General features: G+C 70.7%; 15 protein-coding genes and 1 pseudogene. 11 read left to right on the top strand and 5 right to left on the bottom strand.

Annotated elements, in window-relative coordinates; all coding sequences use genetic code 11:
- Positions 1–152: 152 nt before the first annotated feature.
- From Q5425_RS09670 to Q5425_RS09655, 4 genes are read left to right on the top strand one after another with little or no spacing between them, the layout of a single operon-like run.
- Entirely contained in the window at positions 153–800 is a 648-nt protein-coding gene (locus tag Q5425_RS09670; protein WP_308671775.1) for an ABC transporter permease, read from the top strand.
- A complete protein-coding gene (locus tag Q5425_RS09665) occupies positions 793–1,959 on the top strand; it encodes an ATP-binding cassette domain-containing protein (RefSeq protein WP_308671774.1) in 1,167 nt (388 codons plus the stop codon). Before Q5425_RS09670 ends, Q5425_RS09665 begins: the two co-directional genes overlap by 8 nt.
- Complete coding sequence (locus Q5425_RS09660) at positions 1,956–2,738, top strand: ABC transporter permease (RefSeq protein WP_308671773.1); 783 nt, start codon at positions 1,956–1,958, stop codon at positions 2,736–2,738. The genes Q5425_RS09665 and Q5425_RS09660 overlap by 4 nt, the downstream gene beginning before the upstream one ends.
- The gene (locus Q5425_RS09655) at positions 2,735–3,694 is read left to right on the top strand and encodes a glycine betaine ABC transporter substrate-binding protein (protein WP_308671772.1); all 960 of its coding nucleotides are present in this window, start codon (positions 2,735–2,737) and stop codon (positions 3,692–3,694) included. The genes Q5425_RS09660 and Q5425_RS09655 overlap by 4 nt, the downstream gene beginning before the upstream one ends.
- A 58-nt stretch (positions 3,695–3,752) precedes the next feature.
- On the opposite strand, the gene Q5425_RS09650 is transcribed toward Q5425_RS09655, so the two are convergent.
- On the bottom strand, positions 3,753–4,214 hold the full coding sequence (locus tag Q5425_RS09650) for a DUF6474 family protein (RefSeq protein WP_308671771.1): 462 nt from the start codon (positions 4,212–4,214) through the stop codon (positions 3,753–3,755).
- 90 nt (positions 4,215–4,304) lie between these two features.
- Between Q5425_RS09650 and Q5425_RS09645 the strand changes: the two genes are divergently transcribed.
- The 3 genes from Q5425_RS09645 to Q5425_RS09635 all read left to right on the top strand — a co-directional run bounded on the left by Q5425_RS09645 (position 4,305) and on the right by Q5425_RS09635 (position 7,317).
- The gene (locus Q5425_RS09645; protein ID WP_308671770.1) at positions 4,305–5,945 is read left to right on the top strand and encodes a TM0106 family RecB-like putative nuclease; all 1,641 of its coding nucleotides are present in this window, start codon (positions 4,305–4,307) and stop codon (positions 5,943–5,945) included.
- 82 nt (positions 5,946–6,027) lie between these two features.
- Positions 6,028–6,657 (top strand): PadR family transcriptional regulator, encoded by a 630-nt coding sequence (locus Q5425_RS09640; RefSeq protein WP_308671769.1) that lies wholly within the window; start codon positions 6,028–6,030, stop codon positions 6,655–6,657.
- Positions 6,658–6,663: 6 nt separating this feature from the next.
- Positions 6,664–7,317, top strand: coding sequence for a class I SAM-dependent methyltransferase (locus Q5425_RS09635; protein WP_308671768.1), 654 nt, complete (start codon positions 6,664–6,666; stop codon positions 7,315–7,317).
- Positions 7,318–7,378: 61 nt separating this feature from the next.
- On the opposite strand, the gene Q5425_RS09630 is transcribed toward Q5425_RS09635, so the two are convergent.
- Complete coding sequence (locus Q5425_RS09630; RefSeq protein ID WP_308671767.1) at positions 7,379–8,137, bottom strand: SDR family NAD(P)-dependent oxidoreductase; 759 nt, start codon at positions 8,135–8,137, stop codon at positions 7,379–7,381.
- Positions 8,138–8,258: 121 nt separating this feature from the next.
- Here Q5425_RS09630 and Q5425_RS09625 point away from each other — a divergent pair.
- From Q5425_RS09625 to Q5425_RS09615, 3 genes and pseudogenes are all read left to right on the top strand, one after another.
- Positions 8,259–9,584 (top strand): annotated as a pseudogene (locus Q5425_RS09625) (UDP-glucose dehydrogenase family protein); the annotation flags it as partial.
- 133 nt (positions 9,585–9,717) lie between these two features.
- Positions 9,718–10,101: a VOC family protein gene (locus Q5425_RS09620; RefSeq protein WP_308671766.1), complete on the top strand. Its 384-nt coding sequence runs from the start codon at positions 9,718–9,720 to the stop codon at positions 10,099–10,101.
- Between the two features lie 45 nt (positions 10,102–10,146).
- The gene (locus Q5425_RS09615; protein WP_308671765.1) at positions 10,147–11,913 is read left to right on the top strand and encodes a gamma-glutamyltransferase; all 1,767 of its coding nucleotides are present in this window, start codon (positions 10,147–10,149) and stop codon (positions 11,911–11,913) included.
- Here the strand turns inward: Q5425_RS09615 and Q5425_RS09610 are convergent.
- Genes Q5425_RS09610 through Q5425_RS09600 form a run of 3 tightly spaced genes read right to left on the bottom strand, consistent with a single transcriptional unit; the run spans position 11,910 to position 14,785 of the window.
- Positions 11,910–12,791: a VOC family protein gene (locus Q5425_RS09610; protein WP_308671764.1), complete on the bottom strand. Its 882-nt coding sequence runs from the start codon at positions 12,789–12,791 to the stop codon at positions 11,910–11,912. The genes Q5425_RS09615 and Q5425_RS09610 overlap by 4 nt on opposite strands.
- Positions 12,784–13,308, bottom strand: a complete 525-nt coding sequence (locus Q5425_RS09605) for an RNA polymerase sigma factor (protein WP_072475243.1) — start codon at positions 13,306–13,308, stop codon at positions 12,784–12,786. The genes Q5425_RS09610 and Q5425_RS09605 overlap by 8 nt, the downstream gene beginning before the upstream one ends.
- Positions 13,309–13,360: 52 nt before the next feature.
- Positions 13,361–14,785, bottom strand: a complete 1,425-nt coding sequence (locus Q5425_RS09600) for an MFS transporter (RefSeq protein WP_308671763.1) — start codon at positions 14,783–14,785, stop codon at positions 13,361–13,363.
- A gap of 102 nt (positions 14,786–14,887) precedes the next feature.
- On the opposite strand from Q5425_RS09600, the gene Q5425_RS09595 reads away from it, so the two are divergent.
- Complete coding sequence (locus tag Q5425_RS09595) at positions 14,888–15,721, top strand: helix-turn-helix transcriptional regulator (RefSeq protein ID WP_308671762.1); 834 nt, start codon at positions 14,888–14,890, stop codon at positions 15,719–15,721.

Here is a 15,721-nt window from a genome sequence, read left to right as displayed (position 1 = left end):
GTTCAGGCGATTTGTTGCCGATCCCGGCCGGGTAGGCCACGGTGGGCCGGAGACGGGGGTTTGGGCGGGTCGGGCCCTGGGTACTGAGCCGCTGGTCAGGAACTAGCCCGTTTGGGTGAAGGCCTGTACGAAGGGCGGGAGAGCGAACACGGATGAACCTCTTCGACTACATCGCCGACCGGGCGAGCAAGCTATGGCTGGAGGCCTACCTGCACACCAGCATGGTGGTGCAGTGCACGATCCTCGCGGCGGTCCTCGGCGTGCTGATCGGGGTTGCGGTCTACCGCAGCCCGATCGGTTCGGCCGTGGCCACGGCGCTGGCCAGCACGATCCTGACGGTCCCGTCGTTCGCCCTCCTGGGCCTGCTGATCCCGCTCTCGGGGCTCGGTCCGACGACGGCCGTGATCGCGCTCGTGCTCTACGGCCTGCTGCCGATCGTCCGGAACACCATCGTGGGTCTCGACGGCGTCGATCCGGCGGTCACGGACGCCGCGCGCGGCATCGGGATGAGCCGCTTCGGCGTGCTCACCCGCGTCGAGCTGCGGCTGGCGTGGCCGGCGATCCTCACCGGCATGCGCGTCGCGACGCAGATGCTGATGGGCATCGCGGTGATCGCCGCCTACGCGAAGGGGCCCGGCTTCGGCGCCGAAGTCTTTTCCGGCCTCACGAACGCGGGGAGCACGAACTCCCTCAACCAAGCCGTCGCCGGCACGGTCGGGGTCGTCATCCTCGCCCTGCTCCTCGACGGCGTCTACGTCCTGATCAAACGCTTCACCATCTCGAGGGGTGTCCGTGGCTGAGAACGAGGAAGTCTCCGGCGTCGAGATCGAGCTGGAGCACGTGACCAAGCGGTACCCCGGCACCCGCGAGCCCGCCGTCGACGACTTCTCGATGGTCGTGCCCGCCGGCAAGATCGTCGTTTTTGTCGGCCCGTCGGGCTGCGGCAAGACCACCACCATGCGGATGATCAACCGGCTGATCGAGCCGACGTCCGGCCGCATCACCATCGGCGGCGACGACGCGCTGAAGCTCGACGTCGACACGCTGCGCCGCCGGATCGGCTACGCCATCCAGCAGGCCGGGCTGTTCCCGCACTTCACCGTCGCGCAGAACATCGCGGTGGTGCCGGGCCTGCTCGGCTGGGACAAGCAGAAGGTGAACGACCGGGTCGAGGAGATGATGGACCTGGTCGGGCTCGACCCGGCCGACTTCCGCGACCGCTTCCCGCGCCAGCTCTCCGGCGGGCAGCAGCAGCGCGTCGGCGTGGCGCGGGCGCTCGCGGCGGACCCGCCGGTGCTGCTGATGGACGAGCCGTTCGGCGCGGTCGACCCGATCACCCGCGGCAACCTGCAGGACGAGCTGCTGCGGCTGCAGAGCGAGCTGAAGAAGACCATCGTGTTCGTCACGCACGACTTCGACGAAGCCGTGAAGCTGGGCGACAAGATCGCGGTGCTCGGCAACCAGTCGGCGATCCTGCAGTACGACACGCCCGAAGCGATCCTGGCGAACCCGGCGGACGACACGGTCGCGGGCTTCGTGGGCGCGGGCGCGTCGCTGAAGCAGCTGACGTTGCTGCGCGTCCGGGACGTCGAGCTCCAGCAGGACGCGCTCACCGTGACCGTCGACGAAAATCCCGCGTCGGTGCGGGAGAAGCTCGACGAGTCGCGCCGGCACTTCGCGCTCGTGCTGGACGCGCGCCGCCGTCCGACGCGGTGGGTGCACGCCCGCGAACTCACGTCGGCGACTTCGCTGGCCAACCTCGGCAAGCCGCTGCGCGACGTCGTCAGCCTGCAGTCGACGCTCCAGGACGCGCTCGAGGCGATGCTCGCCGAGGGCGGGTCGGTGCCGGTCACCGGCGCGCGCGGCGAGTACGCGGGCACCATCCAGCTGGACACCGTGATCGCGACCATCCAGCAGCTGCGCGACGAGCACACGAACGGTGAAGAGGTGTCCGCATGACGACGGCCGCCGTCGACACCGGGTTCAGCACCGAATCCGGCTCCAAACGCGCGGAACGCGTCCGGCTGTTCGCCCAGCCCGTCGTGGTGCTCGTGATCGTCGCGGTGACGCTCGTCTCGGTGTTCTCCAGCGGCCTGAACGCGACGGAGAAGGAGACGCTCAACGCGTCGACGCTGTGGACAGCGTTGTGGGACCACCTGCTGATGACGCTCGTGGTGACGGCGATCGTCGTGCTGGTCGCGGTGCCGCTCGGGGTGATCGTGACGAGGCCGTGGGCGCGCTTCCTGGCTCCCGTGTTCCTGGCGATCGCGAACATCGGGCAGGCCGCGCCCGCGCTGGGTGTGCTGGTGCTGTGGTTCATCGTCACCGGCGCGACCGGCGGCATCTGGGTGGCGGCGCTGCCGCTGGCGTTCTATTCGCTGCTGCCGGTGCTGCGCAACACGATGGTCGGCATCCAGCAGGTGGACCCGGCGCTGATCGACGCGGGCCGCGGCATCGGGATGTCGGCGGGCGCGGTGCTCTGGCGCGTCGAGCTCCCGCTGGCGGTGCCCTTGATCCTGGCGGGCCTGCGCACGTCGCTGGTGCTGGCGGTCGGCACGGCGACGTTCGGCATGTTCGTCAACGCCGGCGGCTTCGGGCTGCTCATCGACACCGGCTACAAGCTCAACCTGACGTCGGTGCTGGTCACCGGCTCGGTGCTGGCCGTCGCACTGGCGCTGCTGGTGGACTGGCTGGGCGCGGTCGCCGAACAGTACTTCGGACCGAAGGGCCTGCGATGAAACTCCGGCGGCTGTTCGTCGTGGCCGTGCTGGGCGCGACGCTTTCCTCGTGCGGGCTGACGGTGAACCAGGCGGTGCCGTACGACATCCGGCCCGGTTCGATCCAGCCGATCCCGGCCCTGCAGGGCCTGAAGGTGACGGTGGGGTCGAAGGACTTCACCGAGAACATCATCCTGGCGTACATGTCCGAGATGGCGCTGACGGCCGCGGGCGCGGACGTCGTCGACCTGTCGGACATCAAGGGGTCGAATTCCTCGCGCCAGGCGCTGCTGTCCGGGCAGACGGACGTGACGTGGGAGTACACCGGAACGGGCTGGATCAACTACCAGGGCAACGAGCTCCCGGTCCCGGGCGGCGAGCAGGCCCAGTACGAGGCGACGGCCAAGGCGGACGAGGAGAAGTTCGGCGTCACCTGGCTCAACTATTCGCCGCTGAACGACCAGTACGCGTTCGCGGTGACCGAGGAGTACGGCGCCAAGAACAACCTGAAGACGACGTCCGACCTGGCGGCGTTCATCAAGCAGAAGCCGGACCAGGCGGTGTTCTGCCTGGAGACGGAGTTCACCAGCCGCCAGGACGGCTTCCCGGCCGCGGTCAAGGCGTACGGCTTCCAGAACCCGACGGTGAAGAACTTCGGCATCGGCACGATCTATTCGGCGGTGGCGAGCGGAACCTGCCCGGTCGGTGAGGTGTTCACCACGGACGGCCGGATCTCCGGGTTGAACCTGCGGGTGCTGGAGGACGACAAGAAAGCGTTCCCCCAGTACAACGCGGTGGCCACGCTGCGCACGGAGTGGCTGAAGCAGCACCCGGAGGTCCGCGGCCCCCTGGAGAAGGTGAGCGCGGCGATCGACAACGAGCAGATGATCGAGCTCTGCAAGCAGGTCGACGTCGACGGCAAGGACGCGGGCAAGGTGGCCCACGACTGGATGGTCAAGAAGGGCTTCGTGCAGTAGCCGCTCGTGAGTGGTAAAGCGGGTTCTAACCCGCTTTACCACTCACGACCGACGGGAGTCAGATTCCCAGCCGGTGCAGCAGCTGGCCCTCCAGCCGTTCCAGTTCCCCGGCCACCGCCCGGTGCGCCGACTTCCGGCGCGCCGCCGGCATCCGCTCCGCGGCCCGGACCGTCGCCGACAGCTGCTCCAGCGTTCCCAGTGCGTCCTTCGCGAACTCCGTGTCCGCCTTCGAGGCCTTCTCCGACTTCTGCAGGTCGCGGCAGCCCTCGGCCAAGCCCGCCATCCGGGCGTGCAGGGCCGCGCCGCGACCGGTGTACTCGCTCAGGCGCTCGACCGAGACACCCAGCTTGCGCGCCTGGTAGCGGTCGTACGCCTCCCGGGCGACGCCCGCCGCGCGCACCGCCAACGGCGCCACCACCGGGATCACCGCCGGGCCGAGCACCTTGGCCACCGCGACCACGTTCTTCGCCCTCTTTGGGGTGAACCTGGCTTCACCCTCGACCTTGGCCTTGCGCGCCATGGCACCTCCTGCGACGTGTCGAGGTCGAACTTACTGGTCGCCTGGGTGGCGGGCATGTCGGCTCGGCGGTGGGAATCTAGAGTGATCTCCATGAACACCGAGGTGGTACTCGACGCGGGCGCGGTCAGCCGCTGCCGTCGCCGCGTGCACCTCGAGCACGACCCCGCCATGCGCGAGGTGCCGCTCTCCCCGCCCGACCCCACCGCGCAGCAGCGGATCGACGACGCCGCCGCGCACCGCGAGGACATCGTCACCCGGCTGATGGCCGCCAACGACGACCACTGGGTGAAGATCGGCCGCGACCTCCCGGCCCACGAGCGCGTCGAGCAGACGCTGCAGGCCTTCGCCGCCGAAGCGCGCTACATCTGGGGTGCGCTGCTGCCGGTCGATGCGGCCGGGCACCGGCGCGGGGGCATCGACCTGCTCGTCCGCACCGGCCACGGGTACGTCCCGGTGCTCGTCGTGCGCCACCGCATCACCGACCGCGGCACCGGCGCGATCGTCACCGACCTGACCGACCTCGACCCGGCGCACCGCGCGGCCGACGACGGCCGCAAGGTCCGGTCGCAGCCGCGGGACCAGCTCCGGCTCGTGCACATCCGCCGCATGCTGCAGACGCTCGGGCAGGCCGACGAGAGCCTCGCCCTCGGCGGCGTGATCGGTCTCGACGCCGACGTCGTCGTCTGGCACGACCTCACGGCGGGCACCTGGCCGGGCGGGCGCAACGCGCTCACCGAGTACCAGGTCCGGTTCGCCGACCGGCTCGCCATCGCCACCGCCGCCGCGAACGGCGAGGAACCCCTCGCCGAGCCGTCGCGCGTGCTGGAGTGCCGTCGCTGCCCGTGGTGGCCGACGTGCGAGGTCGTGCTCACGGAAACCCGCGACGTCAGCCTCGTCGTCCGCGGCGAGGACGCCGTCGAGCTGCGCCGGGCCGGCGTGTCCACTGTGGACAAGCTGGCGGCGCTCGACCCGGCGGGCGAGCCGCCGGCGGTGAACTGGACGGGGGTCACCTTCCCGGACGCCGTCGTGCTCGCCCGGGCGTGGCTCGCCGACCTGACGCTGGTGCGCCGCGTCGAGGCGGTCGAGGTGCCGCGCGCCGACGTCGAGGTCGACGTCGACATGGAGAGCTTCGGCGACGCCGGCGCCTACCTCTGGGGCTGCCTGCTCAGCGGCGCCGACATCGGCGTCCCGCCGGGCTACCGCGCCTTCGCGACGTGGGACCCGTTGCCCACCGACGACGAGGCACGGTCCTTCGCCGAGTTCTGGGCCTGGCTCACCGACGTCCGCGAGCGCACCGAAGCGGCGGGCCTGACCTTCCGCGCCTACTGCTACAACGCGCTCGCCGAGAACCGCTGGCTCTTCGGCTCCGTCGAGCGCTTCGGCGACCACCCCGGCGTGCCGTCGAAGAAGACCATCCAGTCCTTTGTGGACTCCGAGCAGTGGGTGGACCTCTTCCGCAGCGTCACCGACCAGTTCCTGTGCTCCCACGGCAAGGGCCTGAAGGTGATCGCGCCGGTGGCCGGTTTCTCCTGGCGCGACCCGGAGGCGGGCGGCGAGGCGTCGATGCGGTGGTACCGCGACGCCGTGGGCATGGACGGCGAGAAGCCGGACGACGACCAGCGCGAACGGCTCCTGCGCTACAACGAAGACGACGTCCTCGCGACGCGGGCGCTGCGCGAGTGGATCGACGCCCGTGCTCAGGCCGAAGTGCCTTACATGTTCGATCTCTGAGTAGTTCACTGGCTAAGACACTTGCCAACTGTCGTGTCTTCCGTGATACTCGTCCACGAATACTCGTAGACGAGGAGTCGAGATGAAGCGGCGGAAGGTCGGCAACGTGCTCGGGCTGGCCGTGCTGTCCGTCGTGCTGGAACGCCCCATGCACCCGTACGAGATGGCGGCCGTGCTCAAGCAGCGCGGCAAGGACGCCGACATGCCGATCAAGTGGGGCTCGCTCTACACCGTCGTGGCGAACCTCGAGAAACACGGCTTCGTCGAGGCCGTCGAGAGCGTCAAGGACGGCGGACGGCCCGAGCGGACCGTCTACCGGATCACGCCGGCCGGGCGCGAAGAGTTCGAGGACTGGGTCCGCGAGCTCGTCGGCACGGTCGATCGGGAGCCCCCGCGGTTCAAGGCCGGGCTGTCGATGATCGGCGTCCTGGGGCCCGACCAGGCGATCAGCCGGCTGCGGGAGCGGCTGGAGCAGCTCGGCGAACGCGCCGAGGCCTACCGCGCGGCGCTCGAGCAGCTGCGTCCGCTCATGCCGCGGCTGTTCCTGGTGGAGGTCGAGTACGACCTCGCGATGACGGAAGCCGAGGTGCGCTGGGTGCGCGGCTTCCTCGAAGAACTGACCACCGGCGCTCTGCCGGGCCTCGACGCCTGGCGGCGCTACCACAAAACCGGCGAATTCCCGGACGACCTGGGGGAGTTCGTGGAGAGGTAGGAACCGATGGAGACGACCCGCAAGCACAAGGTGCCCGAGATGGAGGGCCGCCAGGCCCGCTGGTACGCCAAGAACCGCGGCACCGCGGCCCAGCTCGCGCAGTACCGGCGGCAGGCGGCCGAGGTCACGGCGGGCTGGCCCGAGGGCGCCGAAGTCCTGGAGGTCGCGCCCGGGCCGGGCTTCTTCGCCATCGAGCTGGCGAAGCGCGGCTTCCGCGTCACCGGGCTCGACATCAGTCACACGATGGTGGAGATCGCCCGCGAAAACGGCGCGGGGCTGGACATCGACTTCAAGCAGGGCGACGTCACCCACGCGCCGTTCGCGGCCGAGTCGTTCGACTTCCTGGTCTGCCAGGCGGCGTTCAAGAACTTCCGGCAGCCGGTGGCGGCGCTGAACGAGATGCACCGCGTACTGCGCCCGGGCGGCTTCGCGGTGATCCAAGACCTGAACCACGCGGCCACCGCCGCCGACATCGACCGCGAGGTCGCCGGGATGAACCTGGGCGCGGTCAGCGGCTTCACGGTCCGGCGGACGCTGGGGTGGCTGCGCCGCCGGGCGTTCACCCGCGAACAGTTCGAGGCACTGGCCACCGAAAGCGCGTTCGGCGCCTGCTCGGTCACGGCGGACGGCATCGGCCTGGAGATCCGCCTCACCCGCTGACCCCGAGCTTTCACGTGAAAGCTCCCACCAGGGGGCGTAGCTTTCACGTGAAAGCTACGCGTTAGCGGGGGGCCATTCGGAGGGAGCCGTCCATGCGGACGACCTCGCCGTTCAGGTAGTCGTGGTCGATGAGCGACAGCGCGAGCTGCGCGTACTCGTCCGGGCGCGCGAGCCGCTTCGGGAACGGGATGCCGGCGGCGAGCGACGCGCGGAACTCGTCGCTGACCGTGGCGAGCATCGGGGTGTCGACGATGCCGGGCGCGATGGTCAGCACGCGGATGCCGTGCGAAGCCAGGTCGCGGGCCGCGGGGAGCGTCATGCCGACGACGCCGCCCTTCGACGACGAGTAGGCGACCTGCCCGATCTGGCCGTCGAATGCCGCGATGGACGCGGTGTTGATGATGACGCCGCGGGCGTCGTCGGCGAGGGGCTCGGTCTTGGCGATCGCCTCGGCCGCGATCGTCAGCACGTTGAACGTGCCGACGAGGTTGATCTGGATGACCTTCGCGTACAGCGCGAGGTCGTGGCGGCCCTTCTTGGACAGGATCCGCGCGGACGGCCCGATGCCGGCGCAGTTCACCACGGTCCGCAGCGGCACACCGGACCCGGACGCGGTCGCGACGGCGGCCTCGACCTGCTCGACGTCGGTGACGTCGGCCTCGACGTAGGTGATGCCGTCGACCTGCTCGGCCTTCTCGATCGACGAGGCCAGGTCGAGCGCGAACACCCGGGCGCCCTTGGCGGCGAGGGCCTTCGCCGTCGCCCCGCCGAGGCCGGACGCGCCTCCGGTGACGAGCGCCGCGGTGCCGTTGATCTGCATCTGTGCCGTTCCCTTCGTGGTCCGATTCGCGGATTCAGGTTAACGCTCGTTCGCACCCGGGGTTCGTGTCTTCGCTCACCGCTCCCGGGGGCGACCGGTTCCGTTAGCGAGGTGGTCAACTCCGGCTGTCACCTTCAGCGGCATGACGCCTGCTCGGATCGTGGTGGTGGGAACGGGTTACGTCGGACTGACCACGGGGGCCTGCCTGGCCAGTCTGGGTCATAACGTCACCTGCGTGGACGTCGACCGCGCGAAGGTGTCCCGGCTGAGCGCGGGACGCGTGGACATCCTCGAACCGGGGCTCGCCGACCTGGTGCACCGCGGGCTCGCGACCGGGCGCCTCCGGTTCGTCGTCGGCGCGCGGGACGCGGTCCGCGACGCCCAGGCGGTGTTCCTCTGCGTGCCGACGCCGATGGGGGCCGGCGGCTCCGCCGACCTGCGCGCGGTCGAGGTGGTCACGGCCGAGATCGGGGACGTCCTGCCCGCCGGCTGCGCGCTGGTCACCAAGTCGACGGTGCCGGTCGGCACGTCGAAGCGGATCCAGGCGATGGTCGGCCGCACCGACGTGCCGGTGGTGTCGAACCCCGAGTTCCTCCGCGAAGGCACCGCGGTGGCGGACTTCCTCGGCCCGGACCGGATCGTCGTCGGCTCGGACGACCTCGCCGCCGCGCGCTGGGTCGGCGAGTTGTACGCCGAACTCGACGCGCCGGTCGTCGTCGCCGACGCGGCGAGCGCGGAGCTGGTCAAGTACGCCGCGAACTGCTACCTCGCGCTGAAGCTGTCCTACGTCAACTCGATCGCCGAACTCTGCGAACGGCTGGGCGCGGACATCGCCCTGGTCACCGAGGGCATGGGTTACGACCGGCGGATCGGCCGGACGTTCCTCAAGCCGGGGCCGGGCTGGGGCGGTTCCTGCCTGCCGAAGGACACCAGCGCGCTGGTCAAGGTGGCCGAGTCGGTGAACTACGACTTCACCATGCTGACCTCGGCCATCAACGAGAACATCGCCCAGCGCGACCGGATCGTCGCGAAGATCGCCGGCGCGGTCGGCGGGACGCTGGCCGGCGCCCGGATCGGCGTGCTGGGCCTGGCGTTCAAGGCGGGCACCAACGACCTGCGCGATTCGCCCGCGCTCGCCGTGTCGTCGGTGCTGTGCGCGCTGGGGGCCGAGCTGATCGCCTACGACCCGGCCGTCGACGGCGAGATCGCCGGGATGACCGTGGTCGACGACGCCTACCAGGTCGCGAAGGACGCGGACGCCGTCGTCGTGCTGACCGAGTGGGCCGAGTTCAAGCACCTCGACTGGGCGGCGATGGCCGAGCTCATGGACGGCATCGACGTCGTCGACACGCGCAACCTGCTCGACCCGCGGGTGATCGTGGACGCCGGGCTGTCGTGGCAGGGTGTCGGGCGGCCGCGGGCGGCGGCGCGGATCAAGGTTTCCTGACCGTGCTTCGCCCGCTAGGGTGATCGGCACGGCATCGCGTGTCGGTCACCGGCTGGGTGAGGCATGGAGGTGGCGGGAGTGCCCCGGAGGCATTTCAACCGTGTCAGTTTCCGTATCCGTTGAATTGAACCACTTGATCGTCCCGTCCCGGAACAACCGGGAATCCGCCGAATTCCTGGCGAACCTGCTCGGCCTCGAAGTAGGGCAGGAATGGGGTCCGTTCATCCCCGTCGAGACGCGCAACGGCGTCCGGCTGGACTTCGCGACCATCCCCGAAGAGGACCTTCGCCTGCAGCACTACTGCTTCTTGATCCCGGAGGACGACTTCGACGCCGTCTTCGCGCGGCTCGTCGAAACCGGCGTGACCTACCACGCCGACCCGATGGGGAAGCAAATCGGCGAAATCAACCACAACCACGGCGGCCGTGGTGTCTACTTCCTCGATCCCGGCGGGAACGGGATGGAAATCATCACGCAGCCGTACGAGCCGGAACGGCGGCGGCCCGCCTCTTGGTAAGCGCAGTCCTGGTAGAAGTTCCTTAGCAATGCGTACTATCGGGGCATGTTCACGACGAGGCCGGAGCTGACCGGCACCTTCGGGATGGTGGCGTCGACGCACTGGCTGGCTTCGGCCACCGGGATGGCGGTGCTGGAAGACGGCGGCAACGCGTTCGACGCGGCGGTCGCCGCCGGATTCGTCCTGCAGGTCGCCGAACCGCACCTGTGCGGCCCGGCGGGTCAGGTACCCGGTCTCTTCGTGACGGCGGACGACCCGACCCCGCGGGCGCTGGCCGGCCAAGGCCCGTCGCCCGCGGGGGCCACGCCGGAGCACTTCGCGGCGCTGGGCCTGGACCTGATCCCGGGCAGCGGCCTGCTCCCGGCGACGGTCCCCGGCGCCTGGGACGCCTGGCTCCTGCTGCTGCGCGACTACGGCACGAAACCGCTTCGCTCGGTGCTGTCGTACGCGATCGGCTACGCGCGCAACGGCATCCCGCTGGTGTCGCGGGTCGGCGACACGATCAGCGCCGTCTCCCGCTTGTTCACCGAGCACTGGCCGACGTCGGCGGCGCTCTGGATGCCGGACGGCAAGCCGGCGTCCGGCCTGCACCGGAACCCCGCGTTGGCCGACACGTGGGAGCGGCTGCTGCGTGAAGCGGAGTCCGTCTCGGGTCGCGAAGCGCAGCTCGATGCGGGACGTCGTGCCTGGTCACAGGGCTTCGTCGCCGAAGCGATCGACGCGTTCAGCCGCACCGCGTTCCGCGACGACTCCGGCCGCGACCACGCCGGCCTGCTGACCGGCGACGACCTGGCGTCGTGGTCGGCGTCGTACGAGGAGCCGGCGTCCGTGGACGTCGGCGACTGGCGCCTGGTGAAGCTGGGCGGCTGGACGCAGGGCCCGGCGCTGCTGCAGCAGGCGCTGTTGTTGCACGGCTTCCGCGACGAGCTGTCCTATGTGGACGGCGTGCCGTCGGAGCGCACGGTGCACTTGGCGGTCGAAGCGGCGAAGCTGGCCTTCGCGGACCGCGAGGCCTGGTACGGCGACACCGACGTGCCCCTGGACGTGCTGCTTTCGCCCGCGTACACGGACGCCCGGCGAGCGCTGATCACCGACACGGCGTCCCCGGACTTGCGTCCGGGCGACGCCCGCGGCCCGGCGCGCCTCCCGGCGATCCTGGACTCGCTGCAGGGCATCGAGGCGGGCGGCGGCGCCACGGGCGAGCCGACGGTCGGCCCCCAGGGCCAGACCCGCGGCGACACGGTCCACCTCGACGTCGTCGACGCGGCGGGCAACCTGGTGTCCCTCACGCCGTCCGGCGGCTGGCTGCAGTCGAGCCCGACGATCCCGTCGCTGGGTTTCTGCCTGGATTCGCGCGGTCAGATGTTCTGGCTGGAGCAGGGCCTGCCGAACTCCCTGGCCCCGCGCAAGCGCCCCCGCATCACGCTGTCCCCATCCCTGGCCCTGCGCGACGGCGTCCCCACGCTGGCCTTCGGCACCCCGGGCGGCGACCAGCAGGACCAGTGGCAGCTGTGCTTCTGGCTCGCCCACGTCTACGGCGGCCTGAACCTCCAGGAGTCGATCGATTCGCCGGCCTGGCACACGACGGCGTTCCCGAGCTCGTTCTACCCACGCTCGTGGAACCCGCGTGAGCTGGTGGTGGAGTCCCGCCTGGGATCGTCCACTTTGGACGCCCTACGCGCCCGGGGGCACTCGGTGATCAACGCCGGAGACTGGGCGCTGGGCCGCCTTTCGGCGGTCTCCCGCACCGACGGCCTCCTGCGCGCCGCGGCGAACGCGCGCGGAATGCAGGGTTACGCGGCGGGCCGTTAAGGCTTCTCCCACAGCCAGAACTCGATCCCCTGGTTGTCGGTGCAGTCCGCGGTACTCCCATACTGGTGGTTCTCGACCTCCCCGGCCCGCCCGCCCTGCTCCCGCACCCGCGCCAACGCCGCCTCGAGGTTGTCGACCGCGTACATCAGCTTCCACCCCACCTGCCGGTCCCCGGCCCACAACCCACCTTCGAGACCGGGCCCCGAGAACCCCCACGCGTCCGACGTCGACCCCGGTGTGAACTGCCACCCCAGCACCGCGCCGTAGAACGACTTCGCCGGCTCGGCCTGCGGGACCTGGAACGTGAAGTACATCGCCTCGCCGTGGCGGGCCGGGCGGGGACCGGCCGCCGGGGACGCCGCCTGGGACACCAGCCAGCGCTGGCCGAACGGGTCGCGGAACGAGCCGCCCCTTCCGTACGGTGAGTCGCTCACCTCGCGGATCAGCGTCGCGCCCAGTTCGACGGCCCGCGCCACGCTGGCGTCGGGATCCGGGACCTCGACCCGCACCGACGCGCCGCCCTCGCGGGGCGCCACGTGCCCGATCTCCGGGTACTCCTCGGCGAGCATCAGCACGGCGTCGCCGATGGCCAGCTCGGCGTGGCCGACGCGGCCGTCGTCCATCAGGATCGGGTCGCCGCGCCGGACGGCGCCGAACACCTCGATGTAGAAGTCGAGGGCCGCGCGCGCGTCGGAAACCGCCAGGTAGGGCGCCAGCGAACGCAATGCTGCCGCGGGGGCGGGGGCTTCGGACGTGGTCGTCATGTCGGCTCCGTTCAAGATGGCGCGACGCAGGTGGTCGCGCAGTTCGGCGGCGAAGTCCGGGTCGGGGGCGACCCGCTCGGAGGGGCGGCGAAGCGCGTCGAAAGGCTCAGGCATCGCGACCCTCCTTCTCCTCGTAAGCGCGGCGGAACGCGGCGCGGGCCCGCACGAGCAACGCCTCCGTGGCGTGCACGCTGCGCCCCAGGTGGCCGGCGACCTCGGGGACGCCGAGGCCGTCGACGTAACGCAGGGTCAGCGCCGCCCGGTGGTGCGGGCCGAGCGATTCGAGCACCTGTCTCGCGCGCAGGGCGTCGAGCTGCTCGTCCCACGGGTCCTCGACGTCCGGCTCGCTGTCGTGCACGAGCCGCAGGCCGCGTTCCTCGCGTTCCTTGCGCCGCCAGTGGTCGGCGAGCTTGTGCCGGGCGACGCCGATCAGCCACCCGGTGCTCACCGGAGGTGCGTACTCCTTGCGACAAGCGGCGACCGCACCGAGGAACGTCTCGGACGTCAGCTCCTCGGCGAGCGTGCGGTCGCCGCAGCGGGACAGCAGGTACCCGTAGACCTCCGGCAGGGCCGTCTCGTACAGCCCGAGCAGCGCGAAGGCCGGGTCCGGTCGTACCCGAGGTTCCGTCACACCTTCATCGTCGCTCCGCGCGCGCTTTTTCCGACGGGTGAATCCGGGATTTCTACACCCGCGGGTCCGGCAGCCGCCGCCCGGTGATCGCGACGATCGCCGCCAGCACCGCCACCACGCCGATCACCAGCGCGAACGCGTCCCGGCTCCCCAACGACCCGGAAAGGGCCGCGTGCAAACTGCCCAGCGTCGCCACCCCCAGCGCCAGCGACGTCTGCTGGTTCGTCGTCATCACGCCGCTGCCGACGCCCGCCAGGTCCGTCGGCACGTGGGACAGCACGATCCGGAACAGCGTCGTCATCGCCAGCGCGTTCCCGACGCCGATCGCCACCATCGCCGGGGCCAGGTCGAGGATCGTCACGTCCGGCCACGTCGCCAGCGTGGTGCAGAGCAGGGCCACCATGCCCACCGCCGTGATCGCGCCGCCCACCGGGACGACCTTCTGGCCGTAGCGGGCCACCAGGCGGCTGCTCAGCATCGACACCGTGAAGTACGCGACCGCCAGCGGGGTCAGCGCACCGCCCGCGCCCAGCGGGCCGAAGTGCAGGTCCTCCTGCAGCGTCATCGCGACCACGAACATGAACGAGCCGAACGCGCCGAAGAACGGGACGGCCACCATCAGCCCGCGGCGCACGCTCGGCAGCCGCATCACCGACGGCGGGAGCAGCGGTGTGCCGCCGAGCCGCTCCAACCGCCGTTCGACGTGCACGAACGCCGCCGCCGCGAACGGGGACGCCGCCAGCAGCACGATCGTCCAGGCCGGCCAGCCCAGCGCGCGGCCCTCCATCAGCGGGACCAGCAACGACAGCAGCGTCACGGCCAGCAGCGCCGTGCCGAGCCGGTCGACGCCCAGCGGGTTGTGCGCCCGGCTCTCCGGCAGCTTGCGCGCCATGACCAGCACCACCAGCCCGATCGGGACGTTGACCAGGAAGATCGGCCGCCAGCCGGTGCCCCACAGGTCGGCCGCCACCAGCGCGCCGCCGAGCAGCTGCCCGACGACCGTCGAGATGCCGCCCGTCGCGCCGAACAGGCCGAGCGCGCGCGAACGCTTCTCGCCCGAAGTCGTCGCCTGGATGATCGAGAGCACCTGCGGCAGCAGCAGTGCCGACGCCGCCCCCTGCGCGGCGCGGGCCACCACCAGCGTGCCGGCCGTCGGGGCGATTCCGCAGACCAGGGACGTCAAGGTGAACAGCCAGAGGCCCGCGAAGAACAGCCGCCGCCTGCCGAACGAGTCGCCGAGGCGGCCGCCGACCACCAGCAGCACCGCGTACGCGATGCCGTAGGCGGCGACCACCAGCTCCAGGGTGGCGGTGGACGCGTGGAGGTCGGCATCGATCGTCGGGAGCGCGACGTTGACGATGAAGAAGTCGATGATCGGCAGTGCCGCCCCCAGCAGCACCGTGACCAGGCCGGCGGGGGTCAGTCCCGGCCGCACTCCGGCTCCGGCCGCGCTCGGCGCGAGTTCAGTCGTGGTCATGGGTACTACGATCGGCGCTTCTCGAAACTGGTACCAGTTGCTGGTTATCCGGGTACCGGCCACTACCTGGTACCAGGTTCGAGAGCGTGTCATCCTGGCACCATGACCACCGCCGTCGAATCCGGCCTCCGCCGCCAGGAGCTGGCGAGGTTCTTGCGCAGCCGTCGCGAGCGGATCACGCCCGAGCAGGTCGGCCTCCCGATCGTGGGCCGCCGCCGGACGCCGGGGCTGCGCCGCGAAGAGGTCGCGCAGCTCGCCGGCGTCGGGGTCACCTGGTACACGTGGCTCGAGCAGGGCCGCGACATCAACGCGTCCGAGCAGGTGCTGCAGGCGATCGCCCGCACCCTGCGGCTCGACCCGCACGAGCACGTCCACCTCTTCCGCCTGGCCGGCGCGCCCGAGCCGGAGCGCGAGAAGGACTGCCAGGTCATCACGCCGGCGATGGAGCTGATGCTCGCGAAGCTCGAGCCGTACCCGGTCGCGATCCGCAACGCCCGGTGCGACCTGCTCGGCTACAACCGCGGTTACACCTGGCTGATGGGCGACGTCGACGCGATCCCCTTCGCGGACCGCAACACCCTGGTCCAGTGCCTGCTCAACCCGGAGTGGCGCAAGCGGATGCTCGACTGGGAGACGAACATCCCGCGGGTGATTGCGTCCTTCCGCGCCGCGATGGCCGACCACGTCGCCGAGCCGGCGTGGAAGCAGCTGGTGAAGCGCCTCAAGGCGGAGTCGCCGCTGTTCGCCGAGCTGTGGCCGCACCACGACGTCAACTCGGAGCCGATCCGCACCAAGCGGTACCTGCACCCGGACGTCGGGCTGCTGCAGTTCAACTTCACGTACCTCTACTACGGCCGCCGGTCGGAGATCACCATGTCGACCTACACCCCGGCCGACGAAGAAACGGCGGCAAAGCTCCCGCTCGTCTTCGACTGA

The sequence above is a fragment of the Amycolatopsis sp. A133 genome, assembly GCF_031082405.1.
Lineage (GTDB): Bacteria > Actinomycetota > Actinomycetes > Mycobacteriales > Pseudonocardiaceae > Amycolatopsis.
This window is presented reverse-complemented; position numbering and strand designations above follow the sequence as displayed.